Raw genomic sequence first — 17473 nt, 5'->3', positions numbered from 1 at the left:
CTAAGACAGGTACTATCTTCGGCTCCCGACATCGTTTAGAAACCTCGCCTAATTCTATTTTTAAGATTTCTGTGGAAATCGGCTGCGTAGCTTTTTGATGTTCTGGCTGAATCAAACACTCCTCTATTATTAACAGCCAGAGATTTTTCACCACGATATTCTTTCACGAACAACTCCAAATGGCTTTGCTGACTCATCTGAGGCCACATTTCTAAATACTCAGGTAATTGTGAATAACCAGTCCGAAAGGAAGCGATACGGGTAGCAGAAATCGTCGCTTCTCCGATCTCAAAAGGAACCCACCACGATTGAGCAGTTTCCTGTGAGATAACTGCAATCAAATGGGTCGATTTAGCAATATTCTTGGTAATTACTTCCGTAATATTCTCTGTAGACTGAGACTCAGGATCTAGCACATCCATGTATGTTGGAATTCCTGATCTTTGCAGATACTCATTGATACCAAAAGCCACATTGCGATCCGAGTGCCTATAGCTAATAAAAACTGTCATTAGAAGTGCCCCTTTAAAGCTAACTCTCTGTAATAGGCACCGAGAGCGGTAAGCCTACAACCCGTAGATTTTATTGCAGCAAAGTACATATGTTCGGCATCAACTGGTTCAACAAGGCTATGCCTGTTGCATTTTTGTAGCTGTGCAAACACTTTTCCTAGTTCAGGGTCATAGCTGGAGTGTTCTGGTTCATGTGCTGGACTCAAAGGGTAGACGTACTCTGGCTCAGGGAACCACTCTGGCAAAAGTCTTAGCGTATCAAGAGATACTAAAGGCGTATGTTCTCTCAAGGAAATAAACTGAGAAACATTCGTCTTAAACACCGGACGCTGCTCCCAAGGGCCCAAAGCATTATCAACAAAAGAATAAAGACTACCTGGTGTTACATGACCAAGAATGTTAGCAGCTCCACCATGAAGAGCTTGAAGCATCAACTTAGTAAATACGCCGTGCCCAGAAACCTCTTGAGCATACTCATTCTTCTTACACGCAGTGAGGATAGTGATTCCATCACTTATGACGCTAGCCCCCCCTTTCAATTGACGACCTTCTCCAGCTCCACCAGCCTCACAGCAGTCCAAGATTATGACTTTGTTTTTAATTTCAGTAGCATTTTCTGCCCACTGAAGAATATCACTAACTCGAACTCCATCCCGAGGACGTTTGTAATCCTGAGGAATCAACATTCCTTCATGCAAATTGTCATCAAACTGACCGTGACCAGCAAAATACAGTAGGGCCACATCACAAGAGCCAGAAAACAGCTCCTGAATAGCATCTTCCATGCTTTGGCGATCAAGGTCATTCTCAGCAGTAGTTAAAATCCGGCTATGAAAGTTTGGCGTACCAGAGGCGTGGCGTTGCAATACTGAGCCCATTTCGATTGCATCGTTGTTACAACCACTCAGACTCGATATATGGTGATAATCGTTGATACCCAAAAATAGAGCTTTTCTCATTGTCTCCTCCTTATGCCCAGCGACGAATCGCTGAAACAATACTTTCAGTAGACCAGTTACATACTTCATTAGCAGCAGCCCTGACAGGAGAAGAAATTTTGGTTGAACCAAAAGGTTTTACCGCAATAATTGGTTTACCAAGCTTTTTGGCAATTTCAATTTCTTTGTTGATCCACTTACTGTATGTCGAATAGACACCAGCCATAATGATGACTACAGAACTGGCACGAATCTTATTCTCAATAGCAGCGCTTAGCTGTGCATCAGTACGAGCTCCGACGATGGGGTTGTGAGAGGGAACAGAGTAGTTTCTGAAACTAAAAAAAGACCTATTACTCAATAAACTAACTACACTTGAGTATTGCGCCCCATAGTTCCAAGAGTGAGAGAAAAAGAGGTTATATGTTTTCACGTTACGATCCTTCTGATTCAATTATTTTTTTTAACCAGAAGATAGATCAACTGGCCACAAAAGTGATCCTACGATCGATTTCTGATTAAATCAACATATTTAACCAGAAATTCCAATAAGTTTATAAATGAATTCTTTCCCACCAGACTCAGCAACTTCCTCTACACGTTGTACGTAGCCTTTTTTGAAGATATTTTTCAACCTTGTACTGGCATTTTGGGATGAGATATCAAGCGCTTTAGAGGCTTCGCTGGTTGTAACTTTCCCTTTGGCTATCACTAAATCCAAAAGCTCTTTTTCTGACTTTGTCATATCAGGGCCTATGAACTGAGCCATACCGCCACTCCAAACCGTTACAGGTTGATCTTTTGCAGCAGCACCATAGGTCCAATTATCAATAAGGTCTTGATCATCATCTATATCGGTGAGACAAAAATACTTTTCTCCACGATAAAGGCTAGCAAGGGAAATCACACTCTCTCTGGGGAAAGATGCATCTGTAGCTATAATCCCTTTTAGAGATACAACAAACGTGCCGACTTCGACATGATTATCAACGAAGCTTTTTAATTTTTCGAAAACCTTTTTCCCCTTCACATTGCCGTTTGGATGCTCGTCTTGTGTAAAATCTAGAAGCTTTATAAGCATATTCTCGCACATCTGATTAATTAAATTTGTTTAACGAGACTATAGCACATTAGTCCAAAAAGAAATCAAAACAGATGTGAGTTCCGTTCATTTTCATGAGGTTTGTTCTGAATTCATCGCTATCGAGTACTCCATTTCGGTAACGTAGCATCAATTCATAGGTTTCTTGCCTGACCCTGACAGTAGCGTCAAACTTCGCAGCCTGTTTGGCTCCTACTTTTAATCCCAAACCTCGACCAGAATACTCCGGGTCATTTGCTCCGCTGATTCCCCCGCGAACTAGTACCTCTTTCAAAAGAAAGATATCTGAGTACGGTTTATTTTGAGAGTACTTTTCAGCAAGCTTCGGGTAGCGCTGATCCAAAACAGGTCGCAACGTACCTACAATCCCCCTCCCACTGTCAGAAAAGACTGTTTGTACCTTCTTTCTACTATTTCCTCTGCCATAGACTTGTAACGCAGCAACACCTGGAATTGGAGTATGAGAATGTTCAATGATGTTATTTATAAACTCAGAAATGAATGCAAAAGCAGAGTTTGCATGTTGCTGGCCCGCTAAATCAATAAATGACTTTTTCAGCTTAGATGGGAGATCTGTCTGTTGTGTTTTGGACTCAATAGAAACAAACTCCATCACTTTGTTGCTCTGTCCATAATGACAAGAGTAGTCTTGAAGCTCGGGGAGCACTTCGACGGAGTCATCTAGAGTTTCAAACAATCCTACACGACAAAGATAGGTGAAAGATTGAGTACACTCAGTAAAGTCCAGAGTCACTCTCTTTCCTTCTATGGCTAACTGATTGACAAGAGAAAGAATTCTTGCGATCGCACCAAGTAAAATAGCACACCCATTGAATTCAAACCTAATCGATTCAACCGAATTATTCCAAAGGTCGCAGCTTTCACAAAGTAATGACTCGAAATCTTTAGTTGTTAACCATCCTTCCTTATTCAATTTAATAACTACATCTTTACAATTGAGGAACCAGCAGCTCTCCTTGGCAAAAAACAATCCGCTATCATCATGATAGAGAAGAGAGTTGACTATCTTTTTCTCCACGCCTAATTTTTTTGCTATTTCTCGGCCCTTCATACCTGGAGTCGTAGCCAAAATGTCAACTATCTTAGCCTTCATAGTAATCCTTAAATCCAATGAACTAGTTTAGCTTTAGAATCAGATGGACTTTCCAGTGCTACAACGTTGGCTAACCCGAACAGTTTTTACTGAGGATAAGCTTATGAGTGAGACATCGGAACGGTTCCAGCATTCGTATACATCTTGATGTATAAATATAACCTGTACATATACTTAGGTCACGCATGCAATTTGCCCACATCGATAATATTGACAAGCTATAAAGTCGATCATCTTTGCCGTGTGGATGTGGACACATCCAACTCTTGCTATTGGGCACCTCAAGACAGTGGATGGGTCGATGAAAACCAAGACTTGGCTGCATTTAGTCATGCCATTGATAGAAGCTCTTCTTTGTTTATTAGGAAAGACATCTTAGATAGTCACCTATCTAAATTTGATAAATCATTGGGGGGCACGTTATGGTAGAAAACAGTTCAGTAAGGTTTTGGCAAACAATGCAAAATTAATGGAAGTGACCAGCAGGTACGCTTACACACCATGTGATGGTTGTTTAGAACTCAGAAATGAAGATACAGATATTCTAGGCTTTGAATCTAACAAAGAAAAGCATAAGAGTTCTGGAGAAGGCTTTAGGGAGGCTAAATTTATAAGAGCCTAAAATGAGTAGACCCGAAGTCACAATCAAGTAACTTCGGGTCATAGGCTTTCGCTTGATGCTGAGGAACTGGCACCGCGACATAGGCGGGAGAAGAACCATCTGCTAGCTACATTACAAACAATAGACAAACAATTTAGATTTGTCAATTGTTTTTTCAAATGAAACAAAGACTTTCGCTTCATTGTGTGCAAACATTAGCACAATGAACTTAGAACATCAAAAGAATTATGCCATTTAATTACGATTATGATGAACCTAGACGGCTCATCACACAAAGTAGACTATCTAGCTACAGTACTTCGATTGCTACAGAAAACGATGCACAGCTCTTTGGAGCATACAGTTGGAACCTTGCTGTTGTGGGTGCGTTTTACCCACTTTTACAAATCATAGAAGTGTCTTTGCGAAATGCCATTAGCAACGCTGCAAAGCTTAAAGCTGAACAAGCAGGAGTCAATGGATTTTGGTTCGACAACCTTCTTTATTGGCAGGATAGTAATGAGCAGGGCCAACCGCTCACTGCTGAACAAGTAAAAAAATTCAAAAAGAAGATTAATGCCGCAAAAGGAGCTGCAAAAAAGGCGTTAGAGGATAAAGGAGAAGTAGACCCTATACCTAACCTTGATCAGATTATCGCTCAAACTGATTTCTCTACCTGGGAATATATCTTTGATAAGCATTACTACAATGGCTCGGACAATAATTATATTTGGCCGACTGGACTTACCAAAGCCTTTAAGAAGCTTCCTAGAACGACCGAAAGTAATGCTATGTTTCATCAGCGAGATATCATTCGTAGAAGAATAGAAGAGGTTCGATCCTTCCGAAATCGAGTGTCGCATAATGAACCCGCGTGGCGGCTATCCGATGTTGAAAAAAAAGAAGATATCATAACTCTACTGACAGCTAAGCTAGATAATATGATGGAACTTCTATTTTGGATTTCACCAAAATTCCAGAGGTACGTAACGGACATAGGAATTGAAGCTAGAATCAGGCAAGTGCTGAATCTAACAGAGTTAGATAGGTATATGCATGCCTATGAGACGCTTGAAATTTCTGATATTGAGGCGTTACTCGGCCTGACACAAAAGGTAAATGAGACAAACGTTCGTAGTCACTTTAATGTTGGTGGTGAGAATGGGATATTAGTGCCTTATAACACACAGTTGATTCAATGATCTATTGATTTAGTATCAACTGAAAACTCTGGAAAGTAGTACCATTACAAGAGCAATTTTAGGCAAAATGAACTGAAAAAGTCATTTTTCTGGAAAATGCTTACGAACCTTATAACTAAAGGTTTTACAGAAAGCTTCCAGATTTCACGTGTGGCAGTATCACAGAACGATGCGTTAATTGCGCGCTAATCGCATTGCTGATTTCAGCGAATCATTTGAAAAGGTCATCTTAGGATGACCTTTTTTTGTTTGCCCATGCTTAACTCGCATTCTCCAATAACGTGCGAATAAACTCGGCTTTGATAGCACTCTCCTGCTTACCATCATGAATCAGACATAAGTCTGCACGCAGTGACTCTTTCAGCTTGATAAAACGAATCCCATGCCAATGATGCTGAGAAAACGTCGACGGCACCAACGTCACGGTATTGCTGTTTGCTACATACGCCATCAAGGTGCTTGGTTCCACCACTTGTTTGCCAATATGGGGTGAAAAGCCTTCTTGCAGACAGGCATTGATGATGAAGTTTGCCGAGGCAGAATTCGCCAAACTCATAAACGCAAACTCACACGCCTTTAAATCTTGGAGCCGCAGCAAAGATTTGCTGGCTAACTCATGTTGCTCCGACACCGCCACCACAAACACATCTTTGCCCAAAGATACCGACTGATACGGATAAATGTTGAGTGCATCAGCAAAACGCACAATGCCCACATCGATTTTCTTCTCGCTAAGGTGCTTCTTTTGCGTCTCTGGGTTAAGGTCAAAAATGTCGGCGTGATAAGTGTCATGCTCAGCATGGAAGCGCTGTAACAGACGATCAAATCCGCCCAAAAATGCGCTACTTACCACACCAACTCGCAGGATATTTCTCTGGTTCAACCCCACTTGCTGCACTTGATTGAGCGAGACATCCAAGGTCTGAAAAATCAGTTGGCATTTGGACTCCAACAATCGCCCGGCCTCCGTCAGCATGACGTTTCTTGAATCGCGCTCAAACAGTTTGACGTTAAGCACCTCTTCCAACTCTTTGATGCGATTGCTCAACGGCGAATTGGTGATATTGAGGTTCTCGGCCGCCTTAGTGAAATGCTTGGTTTGTGCGACCTCGTAAAAGTAACGCAGCATCTTCAGCGTCACGCGCTCAAATGGTTCTGACTTCATGCATTGAGTCCTAGCGAATTTCATCATCCTCTTTTTAAGGATGATAGTAGCGAATAAAGCAAAGATAACCAGCGCAGAAAGTCACACAATGGAATCAACACACAACCAGAAGGTGACTAACATGAATCACGATCCAGTAATCGGCGCGCTACAAACCATTCGCGAACGCAAACCAAACTTCCAACCTAAAGCGGCGTTTATTTTAGGCTCTGGCTTAGGCGTATTGGCAGACGAACTACAAGACAAAGTGGTCATTCCATACGAAGAGCTCGAAGGGTTTCCGGTTAGCACCGTGCAAGGCCACTCTGGTGAGTTGGTGCTTGGTACCATGGGCGGCGTAGACGTAGTGTGCATGAAAGGTCGCGGTCACTACTACGAACACGGCTCAATGAAGGTCATGACCACGCCCGTGCGCACCTTTAAAAAGCTGGGCTGTGAGTTTTTGCTCGTCACCAACGCAGCAGGCTCACTTCGCCCTGAACGCATTGATGTCGGTTCTCTGGTGGTATTTCATGATCACATTAATACCATGCCTGAATCGCCAATGATCGGTCCGAATGATGAAGAGTACGGCCCGAGGTTCTTCAGCCTCGCCAATGCGTACGACAAAGACCTGCGCGCAGAAGCGTTTGAAGTCGGAAAAGCCAATGGCATTCACCTGAATGAAGGTGTGTTTGTCTCTTACACAGGCCCCAACTTTGAGACCGCAGCCGAAATCCGCATGATGCAAATCATCGGTGGTGATGTCGTGGGCATGTCGGTCGTGCCAGAAGTGATTTCTGCGGCGCATTGCGGCTTACCCGTATTGGCAGTGTGTGCGATCACCAACATGGCAGAAGGCTTGGGAGATGTAGAATTGTCTCACGCTCAAACATTGAAGTGCGCGAATCTAGCCGAAGCCGATTTCATTCGCTTTATTAAGCGCTTTATGAAGCATCACTTCTAAAGCCGTTTCATCCCAAAAAGCAAAAGGGTCATCAAGTAACTTGATGACCCTTTTTCGTATCACTTTTTCTAACGTTCGGGGGTATTTCGGAGCCGTTTGTGCGTTTTACTTAACTGCGCGAACCAATTCAGCAATGCCTTCCCAATCGCCGTTGTCCATCATTGCGGTTGGCACCATCCAAGTACCGCCACAAGCTACAACCGATTTCAGCGCTAGGTAATCTTCCACGTTGGATGGGCTCACGCCACCTGTTGGCATGAATTCCACTGGGTAAACCGCCGTGAGTGCTTTCAGCATGTTTACGCCGCCTGATGGCTCAGCAGGGAAGAACTTCAACGTACGCAGACCCATTTCCATCGCTTGCTCAACCAAGCTTGGGTTGTTTACACCCGGTACGATAGTCACACCACGTTGCTGACAGTATTTCACTGTGGTTGGGTTGAAGCCTGGGCTAACGATAAAGTCCACGCCCGCTTCGATCGCGATATCCACTTGTTCTGTGGTCAGAACGGTGCCCGCGCCAATCAACAGTTCTGGGTACGCTTCACGCATGATGCGAATCGATTCCGCCGCCGCTTCGGTGCGGAATGTCACTTCCGCACATGGTAAACCGTTTTCTACCAACACTTTTGCCAGTGGCAGAGCGTGTGCTACGTCGTTGATTGCGATAACTGGGACGATTTTGATATCTCTTAATCGTTGTTCAAGTGTTGTCATGGGGAACCTCTAAAGAATAAAGCTTAATGTTGCGACGATAATAAACGCGATACCGCCAAGTAACGTTTCCATTACCGTCCAAGTTTTTAATGTGGTTTTCTCATCCATCTCAAGCAGACGAGATACCAACCAGAAACCAGAGTCATTGAAGTGAGACAGTACCGTTGCACCACCCGCAATCGCGATTACGATAAAGCAAAGGTCTAGTTCACTCAAACCTGTTGATGCAGCCACAACTGGCGCGATAAGAGCTGCCGTAGTGGTTAGCGCTACCGTTGCCGAGCCTTGAGCAACACGCAGACAGGTTGAAATAACAAACGCCGCCACAATCACAGGCATACCTGTATCTGTAAGAACGTCAGCCAGTGCATCACCGATGCCGCTTGAGCGCAGTACGCCGCCAAACATGCCACCTGCACCCGTTACTAGGATAACACCACAGATAGGAGCCAATGACTCACCACACAATTTTTCTAGTTTTGCCATGCCGTAGTCTTTGGCAAACACAGCCAGACAGACAATCAAAGTAATCAGCAACGCGACTGGAGTTTTACCTAGCATACGTAGGAACTCAACCAGTGCCGTTTTGCCATCAATCACACCCGCAACCGCCAGTGTGTTCAGTACCGTATCCAAACAGATTAGCAGGACTGGCAGCACAAGGATGGTCATAACCGTGCCAAATTTTGGTGCGTTGCGCTCATCCACCATCGCTTCGCCATTAAAGAAGGCTTTAGATAGTGGGATATCGAATTTTTTTCCCGCGTACAAACCAAATAGGTAAGCGCCAAGGTACCAAGTTGGAATAGCCACCAGAATACCCACCACCAATAACAGACCGATGTTTGCACCAAGGAATTCTGCCGCTGCAACCGGACCTGGGTGTGGTGGAACAAACGCGTGCATAACCGCAAAAGCACCAGCTGCAGGCAACGCGTATTTAATTGGTGAGCCACCAAAACGAGCCGCCACACTTAGGATGATTGGCATCATCACTACAAGGCCAGCATCGAAGAAGATTGGGAAGCCAAACAGTAATGAAGCGACGCCCAAAGCAAATGGTGCGCGCTCTTTACCAAAGCGACCAATCAAAGTGTCTGCCAGCACTTTCGCACCGCCAGTCACTTCAAGAATTTTACCGATCATCGCACCAAGACCAACCAGCAATGCCACGGAAGCCAGTGTGCCGCCGAACCCACCCATCATGGTCGATACGACTTTCTCAGAAGGAACGCCAGTGGCGATTGCTGTGCCTAAACTCACCATAGTAAGGGAAGCAAAAGCATGGACTTTCAGTTTAATGATCAGAACGAGTAACGCTGCAATGGCAAGGCCTGCAATCGTCAGTAGGAACGTAGGATCTGGGGCTTGGGTTAATTGCTCCATAGGTTCACCTTTAAGAATTATTGTTTGTGTTATGGTTCACATTTATTTCAGTTACCGGTAACATGTTACCGATAACATGAATAAGATAAACCCATATTTTAAAGTGAATTCAAAAATTGAGATCACGCGCAAATTTGATTATGAGGATAAGTTATGGCTGGTAGTAGTGTCATCGTTATGGGCGTTTGTGCTAGTGGTAAAAGCACAATTGGTGAGCATCTAGCGAAAAAGCTAGGGCGTAAATTCATTGATGGTGATGATCTTCATCCACGAGCGAACATTCAGAAAATGGCGTCGGGCCAGCCTCTGAACGATGATGATCGCAAGCCATGGCTAGAACGCATTCGTGATGCGGCGTACAGCCTAGAAAGCAAAAACGAACACGGCATTATTGTCTGTTCAGCACTGAAAAAGATTTACCGCGATCAGATCCGCGAAGGCAACAACAACGTGACCTTCCTGTTCCTTGATGGCGATAGGGAGTTGATCCTTAATCGCATGCGTATGCGCAAAGGCCACTTCATGAAAGAAAACATGGTGAAGAGCCAATTCGAGACACTAGAGCGCCCAGACAACGAGCCTCAAACTCTGATCGTCAGTATCGACGGAGACATCAGCGACGTGGTGGAACGCTCTGCCGCTGAGCTAATCAAAATGCAAGCGATCGAGGTGGCGTAATGACTCACTCTGTTGTTCTTGAGGTCACACAACGTTTGACCGAGCGCAGCCGTGAAGCGCGCGCTGCCTTTCTTACTCGCACCGAAGTGCAAGCCGAAGCGGGCAAAGGCCGCGTTGGTTTATCTTGTGGTAACTTAGCCCATGCAGTCGCCGCTTCTTGCTCTTCTGAAAAGAAAAATATTCTCGATTTTACTCATGCCAATGTCGCGCTGATCAGCGCCTACAACGACATGTTGAGCGCCCACCAGCCGTACCAAGATTACCCAGTGCAAATCAAACAAGTGCTGGCGGACTACGGCCATACGGCGCAAGTCGCAGGTTGTGTGCCAGCGATGTGCGATGGGGTGACTCAAGGTCAAGCAGGCATGGATATGTCGCTGTTTTCACGTGACTTAATTGCGCAATCAACGGCGTTGTCTTTGAGTCACAATGTCTTTGATGCCACATTACTGCTTGGCATATGTGACAAAATCGCACCGGGGCAACTGATGGGCGCGCTGTCTTACGCACACTTACCAACGGCGTTTGTGCCTGCGGGTCTGATGGCAACAGGCATCAGCAACGAAGAGAAAGTCGACGTGCGCCAAAAATACGCAGCGGGAGAAGTCGGCAAAGACGCTCTGCTGGATATGGAGTGTCGCGCTTACCACTCTGCGGGGACGTGTACGTTTTACGGCACCGCCAACACCAACCAGTTGGTGTTCGAAGCCATGGGCTTGATGCTGCCAGGTTCGGCATTCATTCATCCCCATACCCAACTGCGTAAAGCGTTAACCGATCACGCGGCTCTGAAAATCGCCTCAATGACGGCGGGTTCTGCACACTTCCGTCCGCTGGCCGAGGTGGTCACAGAAAAGAGCTTGGTCAACGGCATCATCGCTCTACTTGCATCTGGCGGCAGCACCAATCACACCATTCATATGATCGCCGTGGCGCGTGCTGCTGGCATCTTGCTCACCTGGCAAGACATCAGCGATCTGTCGGATGTGGTTCCTTTATTAGCGCGCGTTTACCCGAACGGCCCAGCCGATATGAACGCGTTCCAAGACGCGGGGGGCGTGCCCGCGTTATTGCACCGCTTGAACCAATCCGAGCTTTTGCATCGCGATGTGAAACCCGTGTTTGGTGAATTTGAAGACCAAATGACGCTGCCGAGCCTTGTCGATGGCCAACTGACCTGGACATCGTGCCAAGGCAGCCAAGACGGTGACGTGATCGCCAAACCAGACGCCACTTTCCAAAACACTGGCGGCACTCGCGTACTGACTGGCAACCTGGGCAAAGCCGTGGTGAAAGTGTCTGCGGTAAAAGAAGAGCAACGCGTAATAGTGGCACCTGCGATCGTATTCCAATGCCAACACGAAGTGGAGGCCGCGTACAAACGTGGCGAGCTGAACAAAGACTGCATCGTTGTGGTCACACACAACGGCCCAGCGGCAAACGGCATGCCTGAACTGCACAAACTGATGCCCATTTTAGGTAACGTGCAAAAAGCGGGCTTTAAAGTGGCGCTGGTTACTGACGGTCGTTTATCTGGTGCATCCGGTAAAATTCCGTCTGCGATTCATGTTTCTCCAGAAGCCATTCGTGGTGGCGCGATTGGTTTGGTGCGCAACGGTGATTTGATTCGTCTGGATTGCCAAACGGGCGAACTGAACAACTTAAGCGATACCACTGGACGCGAGTTGATTCATTTCGATACCGAATCGACCCAACAAACATGGGGACGAGGCTTGTTTAGCGTGATCCGCCAAAACGTATCGAGTGCAGAAGAAGGCGCAAGCTTTATTGTTTAAGGCGAGAAGAAAGACCTCGTCATTCCGACGAGACTAAGCAAGATCAGGAATCTACTATCAACGTACTGTGAAGTCAGAGAAAACACCTCTGCCACAGCACTTTTTGTTGGTAGATTCTGAATCACACTCGTCCCTCGCTTTTCAGAATGACGAGCTTTAGGATTGGCCTCTATTCTTTCTAAAAAACGAATGAATCCGTCATTCCGACGAGCCTAGGCGAGATCAGGAATCTAATAGCAAAATGCTGTGAAGCCAGAGAAAACCCCTCTTCCACAGCACTTTTTGTTGGTAGATTCTGAATCACGCTCGTCTCTTGCTGTTCAAAATGACGAACTTTAGGATTGGCCTCTGTTCTTTTTAAAAATGAATGAGTCCGTCATTCCGACGAGCCTAGGCGAGATCAGGAATCTAATATCAAGGTGCTGTGAAGCCAGAGAAAACCCCTCTGCCACAGCACTTTTTGTTGGTAGATTCTGAATCACGCTCGTCCCTCACTGTTCAGAATGACGAGCTTTGGGATTGGCCACTGCTCTTTCTAAAAAACGAATGAATCCGTCATTCCGACGAGCCTAGGCGAGATCAGGAATCTAATAGCAAAATGTTGTGAAGCCAGAGAAAACTCCTCTGCCACAGCACTTTTTGTTGGTACGACCGTCCCTCGCAGTTCAGAATGACGAACTTTAGGATTGGCCTCTGTTCTTTCTAAAAAACGAATGAATCCGTCATTCCGACGAGCCTAGGCGAGATCAGGAATCTACTATCAACGTGCTGTGAAGCCAGAGAAAACCCCTCTTCCACAGCACTTTTTTGTTGGTAGATTCTGAATCACGACCGTCCCTCGCAGTTCAGAATGGCAAGCTTTAGGATTGGCCTCGGTTCTTTTTAAACGAATGAATCCGTCATTCCGACGAGCCTAAGCGAGATCAGGAACCTTGCTCGTCTCTTGCTGCTCAGAATGACGATATCTAGCATTCAGTAAATTACATCAAGCGGTCTTCATCACTACGACGGCAGCAATCACCACAAAGATACCAAACCAGCCGATTGGCTTGAGTTTCTGCTTAAACAGCAAGGCTCCACCCACTGCGGTACCCAAGATACCGATCGCACCCCAAGAGGCATAAGCAATGGCTAAGTCTATCTCTTTCACCGCTTGTGCCAACAGCGTGAATGCTGTCAGTACCAACACAATCGCCGCAATGCCCCAGCCTTTATATTTAAAACCTTTTGAGCGTGTCAGCGCCATATTGGCCATGATATCGACCAAGGCAGCCATCACGACAAATCCAAATGACATCGTAAAAAATTGACTCATGATTCGCACCTTGTACTAGTAGAAAATGAACGTTCTTTTGCCAGTTTATCGGCGTTTTTCTTAGCGTTAGGTTGACCGTGTGATTCCCCTAAGGTCACACACACAATGCCGACAACGGCTAACATCAAACCAAACAATTCTTGATAGTTTAAGTTGGCATCAAAGGCGATGATCGACACCACGGTGATCAACGAGATACCTAACCCTTCCCAAACAGCGTATGCCACACCTATCGATATTTTCTTCGCGGCAAACGCGAGAAAGTAGTAAGAGATTGCGATCAGCACATACATTACGATGTAGCCCCACCACCCGTGCCCTTGTCCGATAAGAGACATAGTGCTGGTGCCAGCCACTTCGGCAACGATGGCGAGCAATAAAAATAGACGTGCAACTAGCATGATTAATCCTCCATCAGAAATTAAAAAAATGCATAACGGAGAATGGTGAATGTCGCGTACCTGTATCGACATTCAAAAAGTTAAAAAGATAAAAATGAGCCACTTCTCCTGACTATTTGAGATAAGATTAGCGCTGGGTAGGAAAAAGAGACAGGTAATTGAGATATTCATTTTTGAATATCTTAAGAAATAAGTTATCTATGTAATCACACAACATTGATAAGGTTAAAGCATCTGCTCTCTCATTCAGCTGATGCCATCAGGTGACGTCACTGCGTAAAAATCAGCGGCGTATTGAGGGTTTGTCGCACCACTTTATGTAGGTGTCTGTGCAAAGGATGGTTGCGGTTGGTTTGAAGGAAACCGCCAGAGACCACAAACTGACTGAACTCACGATTAACGGGTGGCATTGCGTAAGAGGCGAGTTCTGGCATCAACAATGCCGAGCTTTGACTGGCATACATAATCGCGTCGGTTTCTTGCAACATTTGGCAAGCCAAACGCAAATTATAGGACTTCAGTAACACTACTGGCTCATAACCCATGCGTCGATACTCGGACTCCACGGTACAAAGCGGTTTATATGACGCGGGCGCAGGCAAAGAGACAAGTGGTAGTTTGGACACCGTGTCCCAATCATTGCTGACTTTCGACAACGTTGGGTGATTTTTGCGCGCCAAAATCACCCGTTTTTCAACGAATAACGGGCGCATGTAAATGTCTTTCGACAGCTCGGTCTCTTGGTCAAGAATGCAGTAATCGTGCTCGCCTTCTAACATTTCATCGTGCGAGTAAGTATTCCAGCTGGAAAAAGCAAAGTGCGCTTTGGGAAAGGCTCGATGACAACCAGTGAGCAGTCGCTGCCCTTGTTCATCCATCAAATAAGGGTCAGTTACAATCGCAATCTGCCCTTGGTATTGCAGTGGGTCGAACACTTCAAATTCTTGCACCACTTTTTCCAGTGGCGCAACCATATTGTCGAACTCGGCGGCGAGACGAATCGCCATGGGTGATGGCTCTACCCCATGTGCTTTACGCACAAAAAGCGGGTCATCAAACACTTGCTTCAACTTCATCACGCCGCGGCTGGCGCTCGGTTGAGAAATGCCAAGCTGCATTGCGGCCAGCTTGATGCTGCGGTTTTCCACCACGGCTTTTAATAAACGCATTAAGTTGAGATCCAATGCATCCAGCTGATGTGCCATACCCTAACCTACCAATACCATTGATGAGCGAATACAAAGAGCAGTTAACAATTAGTTAAACACTCTCTCCCGACGTGATCTGATACCCCATATCGAAGACTTTTTCTTCTTGCGTTTCGCCTTTCAGGCGCGCAATTAATAGTTCTGCGCTCTTTACACCAATTTGGAAACGCGGCGTATCAACGCTGGTCAGTTTCGGACTGATGGTTTGACCGATATCCAGCGCGTTATAGCCCGCCACTGCCAATTGCTGTGGAACTTGAATGCCACGTTGCTGCGCACTCAGCATGGTGCCAATTGCGATGTCATCGTTGGTACAGAACACCCCATCGAGCGTTGGGTGCGTTTCCAGTGCGCGTTCAAGCAAATCATGTGCTAAAGAAAAACTAGAATGATCACCAGTTAATACATGTTTGGGTTCTAGCCCTGCTTCTGTCATCGCGCGATCGTAACCTTGCATCCGCAATTTGGTTCGCGTATCCAGACGCGCGCCAAAATAGACGATTGTACGCTTCCCCGTATCTAGCATCTGCTTAACCACGGTGTACGACGCATCTTCATGATCGAGTCCAACCGCCATATCAATCGGCTCCGATGGCAGTTCCATGGTTTCGACCACCGGAATGCCCGCATTTTTGATCATCTGTAATGTACGCGGCGTGTGATGGCTTTCAGTTAGAATAAGCCCATCGACTTGATAAGAGAGTAATGACGCGATCTTGCGCTCTTCTTCAAGCTCATCGTAGCTAAAATGCGCTAAAAGCGTCTCATAGCCATTGGCTTTGGTCACCATCTCTATGCCCTGAACAAAGGAAGCAAAAATTTGGTTGGACAAAGACGGCAGTAAAATACCAATGGCTTTACTGGAGGACTTTGACAACATCGCCGGTGCACGGTTTTCGATGTAACCCATCTCTTCAATCGCAGTCGCAATCTTGGCCCGAGTCTTTTCTGCCACCGATTCAGGGTTACGCATATAGCGTGAAACGGTCATCTTCGTGACGCCAACCTGGTCTGCGACATCCTGCAATGTCGTACGAGTTTTCTTATTCTGTTGAGCCATAAATATGTGATTTATCAGTAATGTTACAAGTAACATTATGACGAATAGACTCTCTGCCGACAAGCTCAGTGAAAATAATTCGCATAATGAGATGAATATCAGTGGTAGAGCGTGTTAGCAAACGCATCACAAAGAAACGCCACTCAAATAGCGATAATATTTGAGACCGCAAAAAAGCCCCGAACTCGGGGCTTTCTTCTATATTTTGACCACAATATCTGAGTCGTTATTTCACGCACACCACGTTCAATAATGAGGTCCCGGTGAGCTGATTGGGCTCACGATCGGCGAACAAACCTTTCTTATCTTTGCCCCAATACGGCAGTTGCAGTGGCCATTGATTTTTTTCCATCACCCCAGACGCCCTCAGCGCTTTAAACTCTGCAGGGTTAGCTAAGTTCATACCCAGTTGCTGACATACTTTGTGCGAGTTTTCGTAGTTGAGGCGGTTCCACGGCTTACCATGTTCCATGTAAAACTGATTATGGTGATCGAGTAAATATGGGACCACGTACGTTTTGCCCTGTACTGAAGTTCTCAACCGAACTTCAATGTCATCATTTCCAGTGACAATTGGCTTCGCTTTGGTCTTAGCAACAGGCGTAGACGAAGAGCTATCACGCGAACTTTTTGCCTTGGTATCTGGCTTCTCTGCCCGCGCTTTAAAGGCGTCGGTATCAGCTCGCACAGCAGGAACTGGCGCGGGTTTCGGGGTCACCGTCGGTGTTGGCTTAACCGAAGATGCGGCTGATTTCGACGATACAGTAGATTTAGGTGTAGGTGGTGTTACTGGTTGTTTCGTCCCTTTCCCAACCACTCGGATGAACGCCTCTTTGTAATTCGACAAGGTTTTGACTCCTCGTAAGTCATCCCTCGCATCAGACAGATCTTTGTAAGGCCCAATCAAACAGCGATAGCCTTTGGATTCAGGCTTCATCCATACGTCAGTCGTGATTTTACTATAGAGAGGCTTAGCTTTCGCGAGTGACATTGGCTTTGGTAGTAATCCGCATTGAATCCAGTAGAGGTAGTTGCCTCCTTGCGGCACTTTCTTTCCCCATACTCCGTTACCAATTGGGCATGTTTTCTCAAGCATCGGTAATTCTTTCTCGCTGGCTTGAGTGGCTTGGCAAAGGAACTCCTCCGCCTCAACTGGATTAGAAAACTGGGCGCATACCAGCAACAAACCCAAAGCCAGGCTTGCTTGAAAGATACGAGATGGGTGTTGTGCCTTCTTCATTTCCATACACTTCACTCTAAATTAGTGGGTAAGGTCATTATGGCGGCAAAGCGCCAAAAAAATGTGAACAAAGAATAACTAGCAAAAAAAGA

At 45.8% G+C, this 17473-nt stretch carries 17 protein-coding genes; 4 read left to right on the top strand and 13 right to left on the bottom strand.

The features are described from left to right. Nucleotides 1-35 precede the first annotated feature (35 nt). From R7R78_RS10195 to R7R78_RS10175, 5 genes are all read right to left on the bottom strand, one after another. The gene (locus R7R78_RS10195; protein WP_203515288.1) at nucleotides 36-512 is read right to left on the bottom strand and encodes a toll/interleukin-1 receptor domain-containing protein; all 477 of its coding nucleotides are present in this window, start codon (nucleotides 510-512) and stop codon (nucleotides 36-38) included. Continuing rightward, on the bottom strand, nucleotides 512-1471 hold the full coding sequence (locus tag R7R78_RS10190) for a caspase domain-containing protein (protein WP_203515289.1): 960 nt from the start codon (nucleotides 1469-1471) through the stop codon (nucleotides 512-514). Before R7R78_RS10190 ends, R7R78_RS10195 begins: the two co-directional genes overlap by 1 nt. Before the next feature lie 10 nt (nucleotides 1472-1481). Then, complete coding sequence (locus tag R7R78_RS10185; RefSeq protein WP_069490136.1) at nucleotides 1482-1883, bottom strand: TIR domain-containing protein; 402 nt, start codon at nucleotides 1881-1883, stop codon at nucleotides 1482-1484. A gap of 99 nt (nucleotides 1884-1982) precedes the next feature. Next, on the bottom strand, nucleotides 1983-2531 hold the full coding sequence (locus R7R78_RS10180; protein WP_203515290.1) for a helix-turn-helix transcriptional regulator: 549 nt from the start codon (nucleotides 2529-2531) through the stop codon (nucleotides 1983-1985). A 49-nt stretch (nucleotides 2532-2580) separates the two neighbouring features. Next, nucleotides 2581-3666, bottom strand: a complete 1086-nt coding sequence (locus tag R7R78_RS10175; protein WP_225473490.1) for an ATP-binding protein — start codon at nucleotides 3664-3666, stop codon at nucleotides 2581-2583. 849 nt (nucleotides 3667-4515) lie between these two features. On the opposite strand from R7R78_RS10175, the gene R7R78_RS10170 reads away from it, so the two are divergent. Further along, nucleotides 4516-5469: an Abi family protein gene (locus R7R78_RS10170; RefSeq protein ID WP_203515292.1), complete on the top strand. Its 954-nt coding sequence runs from the start codon at nucleotides 4516-4518 to the stop codon at nucleotides 5467-5469. 259 nt (nucleotides 5470-5728) lie between these two features. Here the strand turns inward: R7R78_RS10170 and R7R78_RS10165 are convergent, their stop codons facing one another. After that, nucleotides 5729-6634: a LysR family transcriptional regulator gene (locus R7R78_RS10165; RefSeq protein ID WP_225473489.1), complete on the bottom strand. Its 906-nt coding sequence runs from the start codon at nucleotides 6632-6634 to the stop codon at nucleotides 5729-5731. A 121-nt stretch (nucleotides 6635-6755) separates the two neighbouring features. Between R7R78_RS10165 and xapA the strand changes: the two genes are divergently transcribed. Continuing rightward, entirely contained in the window at nucleotides 6756-7580 is an 825-nt protein-coding gene (gene xapA / locus R7R78_RS10160) for a xanthosine phosphorylase (protein ID WP_225473488.1), read from the top strand. 105 nt (nucleotides 7581-7685) lie between these two features. Here the strand turns inward: xapA and R7R78_RS10155 are convergent, their stop codons facing one another. Both R7R78_RS10155 and R7R78_RS10150 read right to left on the bottom strand, forming a co-directional pair. After that, nucleotides 7686-8297, bottom strand: a complete 612-nt coding sequence (locus R7R78_RS10155) for a bifunctional 4-hydroxy-2-oxoglutarate aldolase/2-dehydro-3-deoxy-phosphogluconate aldolase (RefSeq protein ID WP_025624148.1) — start codon at nucleotides 8295-8297, stop codon at nucleotides 7686-7688. 9 nt (nucleotides 8298-8306) lie between these two features. Next, nucleotides 8307-9683, bottom strand: a complete 1377-nt coding sequence (locus R7R78_RS10150; protein ID WP_012841240.1) for a GntP family permease — start codon at nucleotides 9681-9683, stop codon at nucleotides 8307-8309. 153 nt (nucleotides 9684-9836) lie between these two features. Here R7R78_RS10150 and R7R78_RS10145 point away from each other — a divergent pair, with 153 nt between their 5' ends. Continuing rightward, nucleotides 9837-10361 carry a gluconokinase gene (locus tag R7R78_RS10145; protein ID WP_005379140.1) on the top strand — a complete coding sequence of 175 codons (525 nt, stop codon included), beginning with the start codon at nucleotides 9837-9839 and terminating at the stop codon, nucleotides 10359-10361. Beyond that, nucleotides 10361-12157: a phosphogluconate dehydratase gene (gene edd / locus R7R78_RS10140; protein WP_169644353.1), complete on the top strand. Its 1797-nt coding sequence runs from the start codon at nucleotides 10361-10363 to the stop codon at nucleotides 12155-12157. The genes R7R78_RS10145 and edd overlap by 1 nt, the downstream gene beginning before the upstream one ends. A gap of 985 nt (nucleotides 12158-13142) precedes the next feature. Here edd and R7R78_RS10135 read toward each other — a convergent pair. The 5 genes from R7R78_RS10135 to R7R78_RS10115 all read right to left on the bottom strand — a co-directional run bounded on the left by R7R78_RS10135 (nucleotide 13143) and on the right by R7R78_RS10115 (nucleotide 17387). Further along, entirely contained in the window at nucleotides 13143-13472 is a 330-nt protein-coding gene (locus R7R78_RS10135) for an SMR family transporter (protein WP_005478614.1), read from the bottom strand. Continuing rightward, nucleotides 13469-13873, bottom strand: a complete 405-nt coding sequence (locus R7R78_RS10130; protein ID WP_213912313.1) for an SMR family transporter — start codon at nucleotides 13871-13873, stop codon at nucleotides 13469-13471. Before R7R78_RS10130 ends, R7R78_RS10135 begins: the two co-directional genes overlap by 4 nt. Before the next feature lie 269 nt (nucleotides 13874-14142). Next, nucleotides 14143-15078 carry a LysR family transcriptional regulator gene (locus R7R78_RS10125; protein WP_005379132.1) on the bottom strand — a complete coding sequence of 312 codons (936 nt, stop codon included), beginning with the start codon at nucleotides 15076-15078 and terminating at the stop codon, nucleotides 14143-14145. Nucleotides 15079-15133: 55 nt separating this feature from the next. Further along, nucleotides 15134-16141, bottom strand: coding sequence for a substrate-binding domain-containing protein (locus R7R78_RS10120; protein ID WP_017636149.1), 1008 nt, complete (start codon nucleotides 16139-16141; stop codon nucleotides 15134-15136). Nucleotides 16142-16367: 226 nt separating this feature from the next. Beyond that, entirely contained in the window at nucleotides 16368-17387 is a 1020-nt protein-coding gene (locus R7R78_RS10115) for an SPOR domain-containing protein (protein ID WP_225473487.1), read from the bottom strand. Between the last annotated feature and the right edge of the window lie 86 nt (nucleotides 17388-17473).

The organism is Vibrio sp. 2134-1, from assembly GCF_033339495.1.
This window is presented reverse-complemented; position numbering and strand designations above follow the sequence as displayed.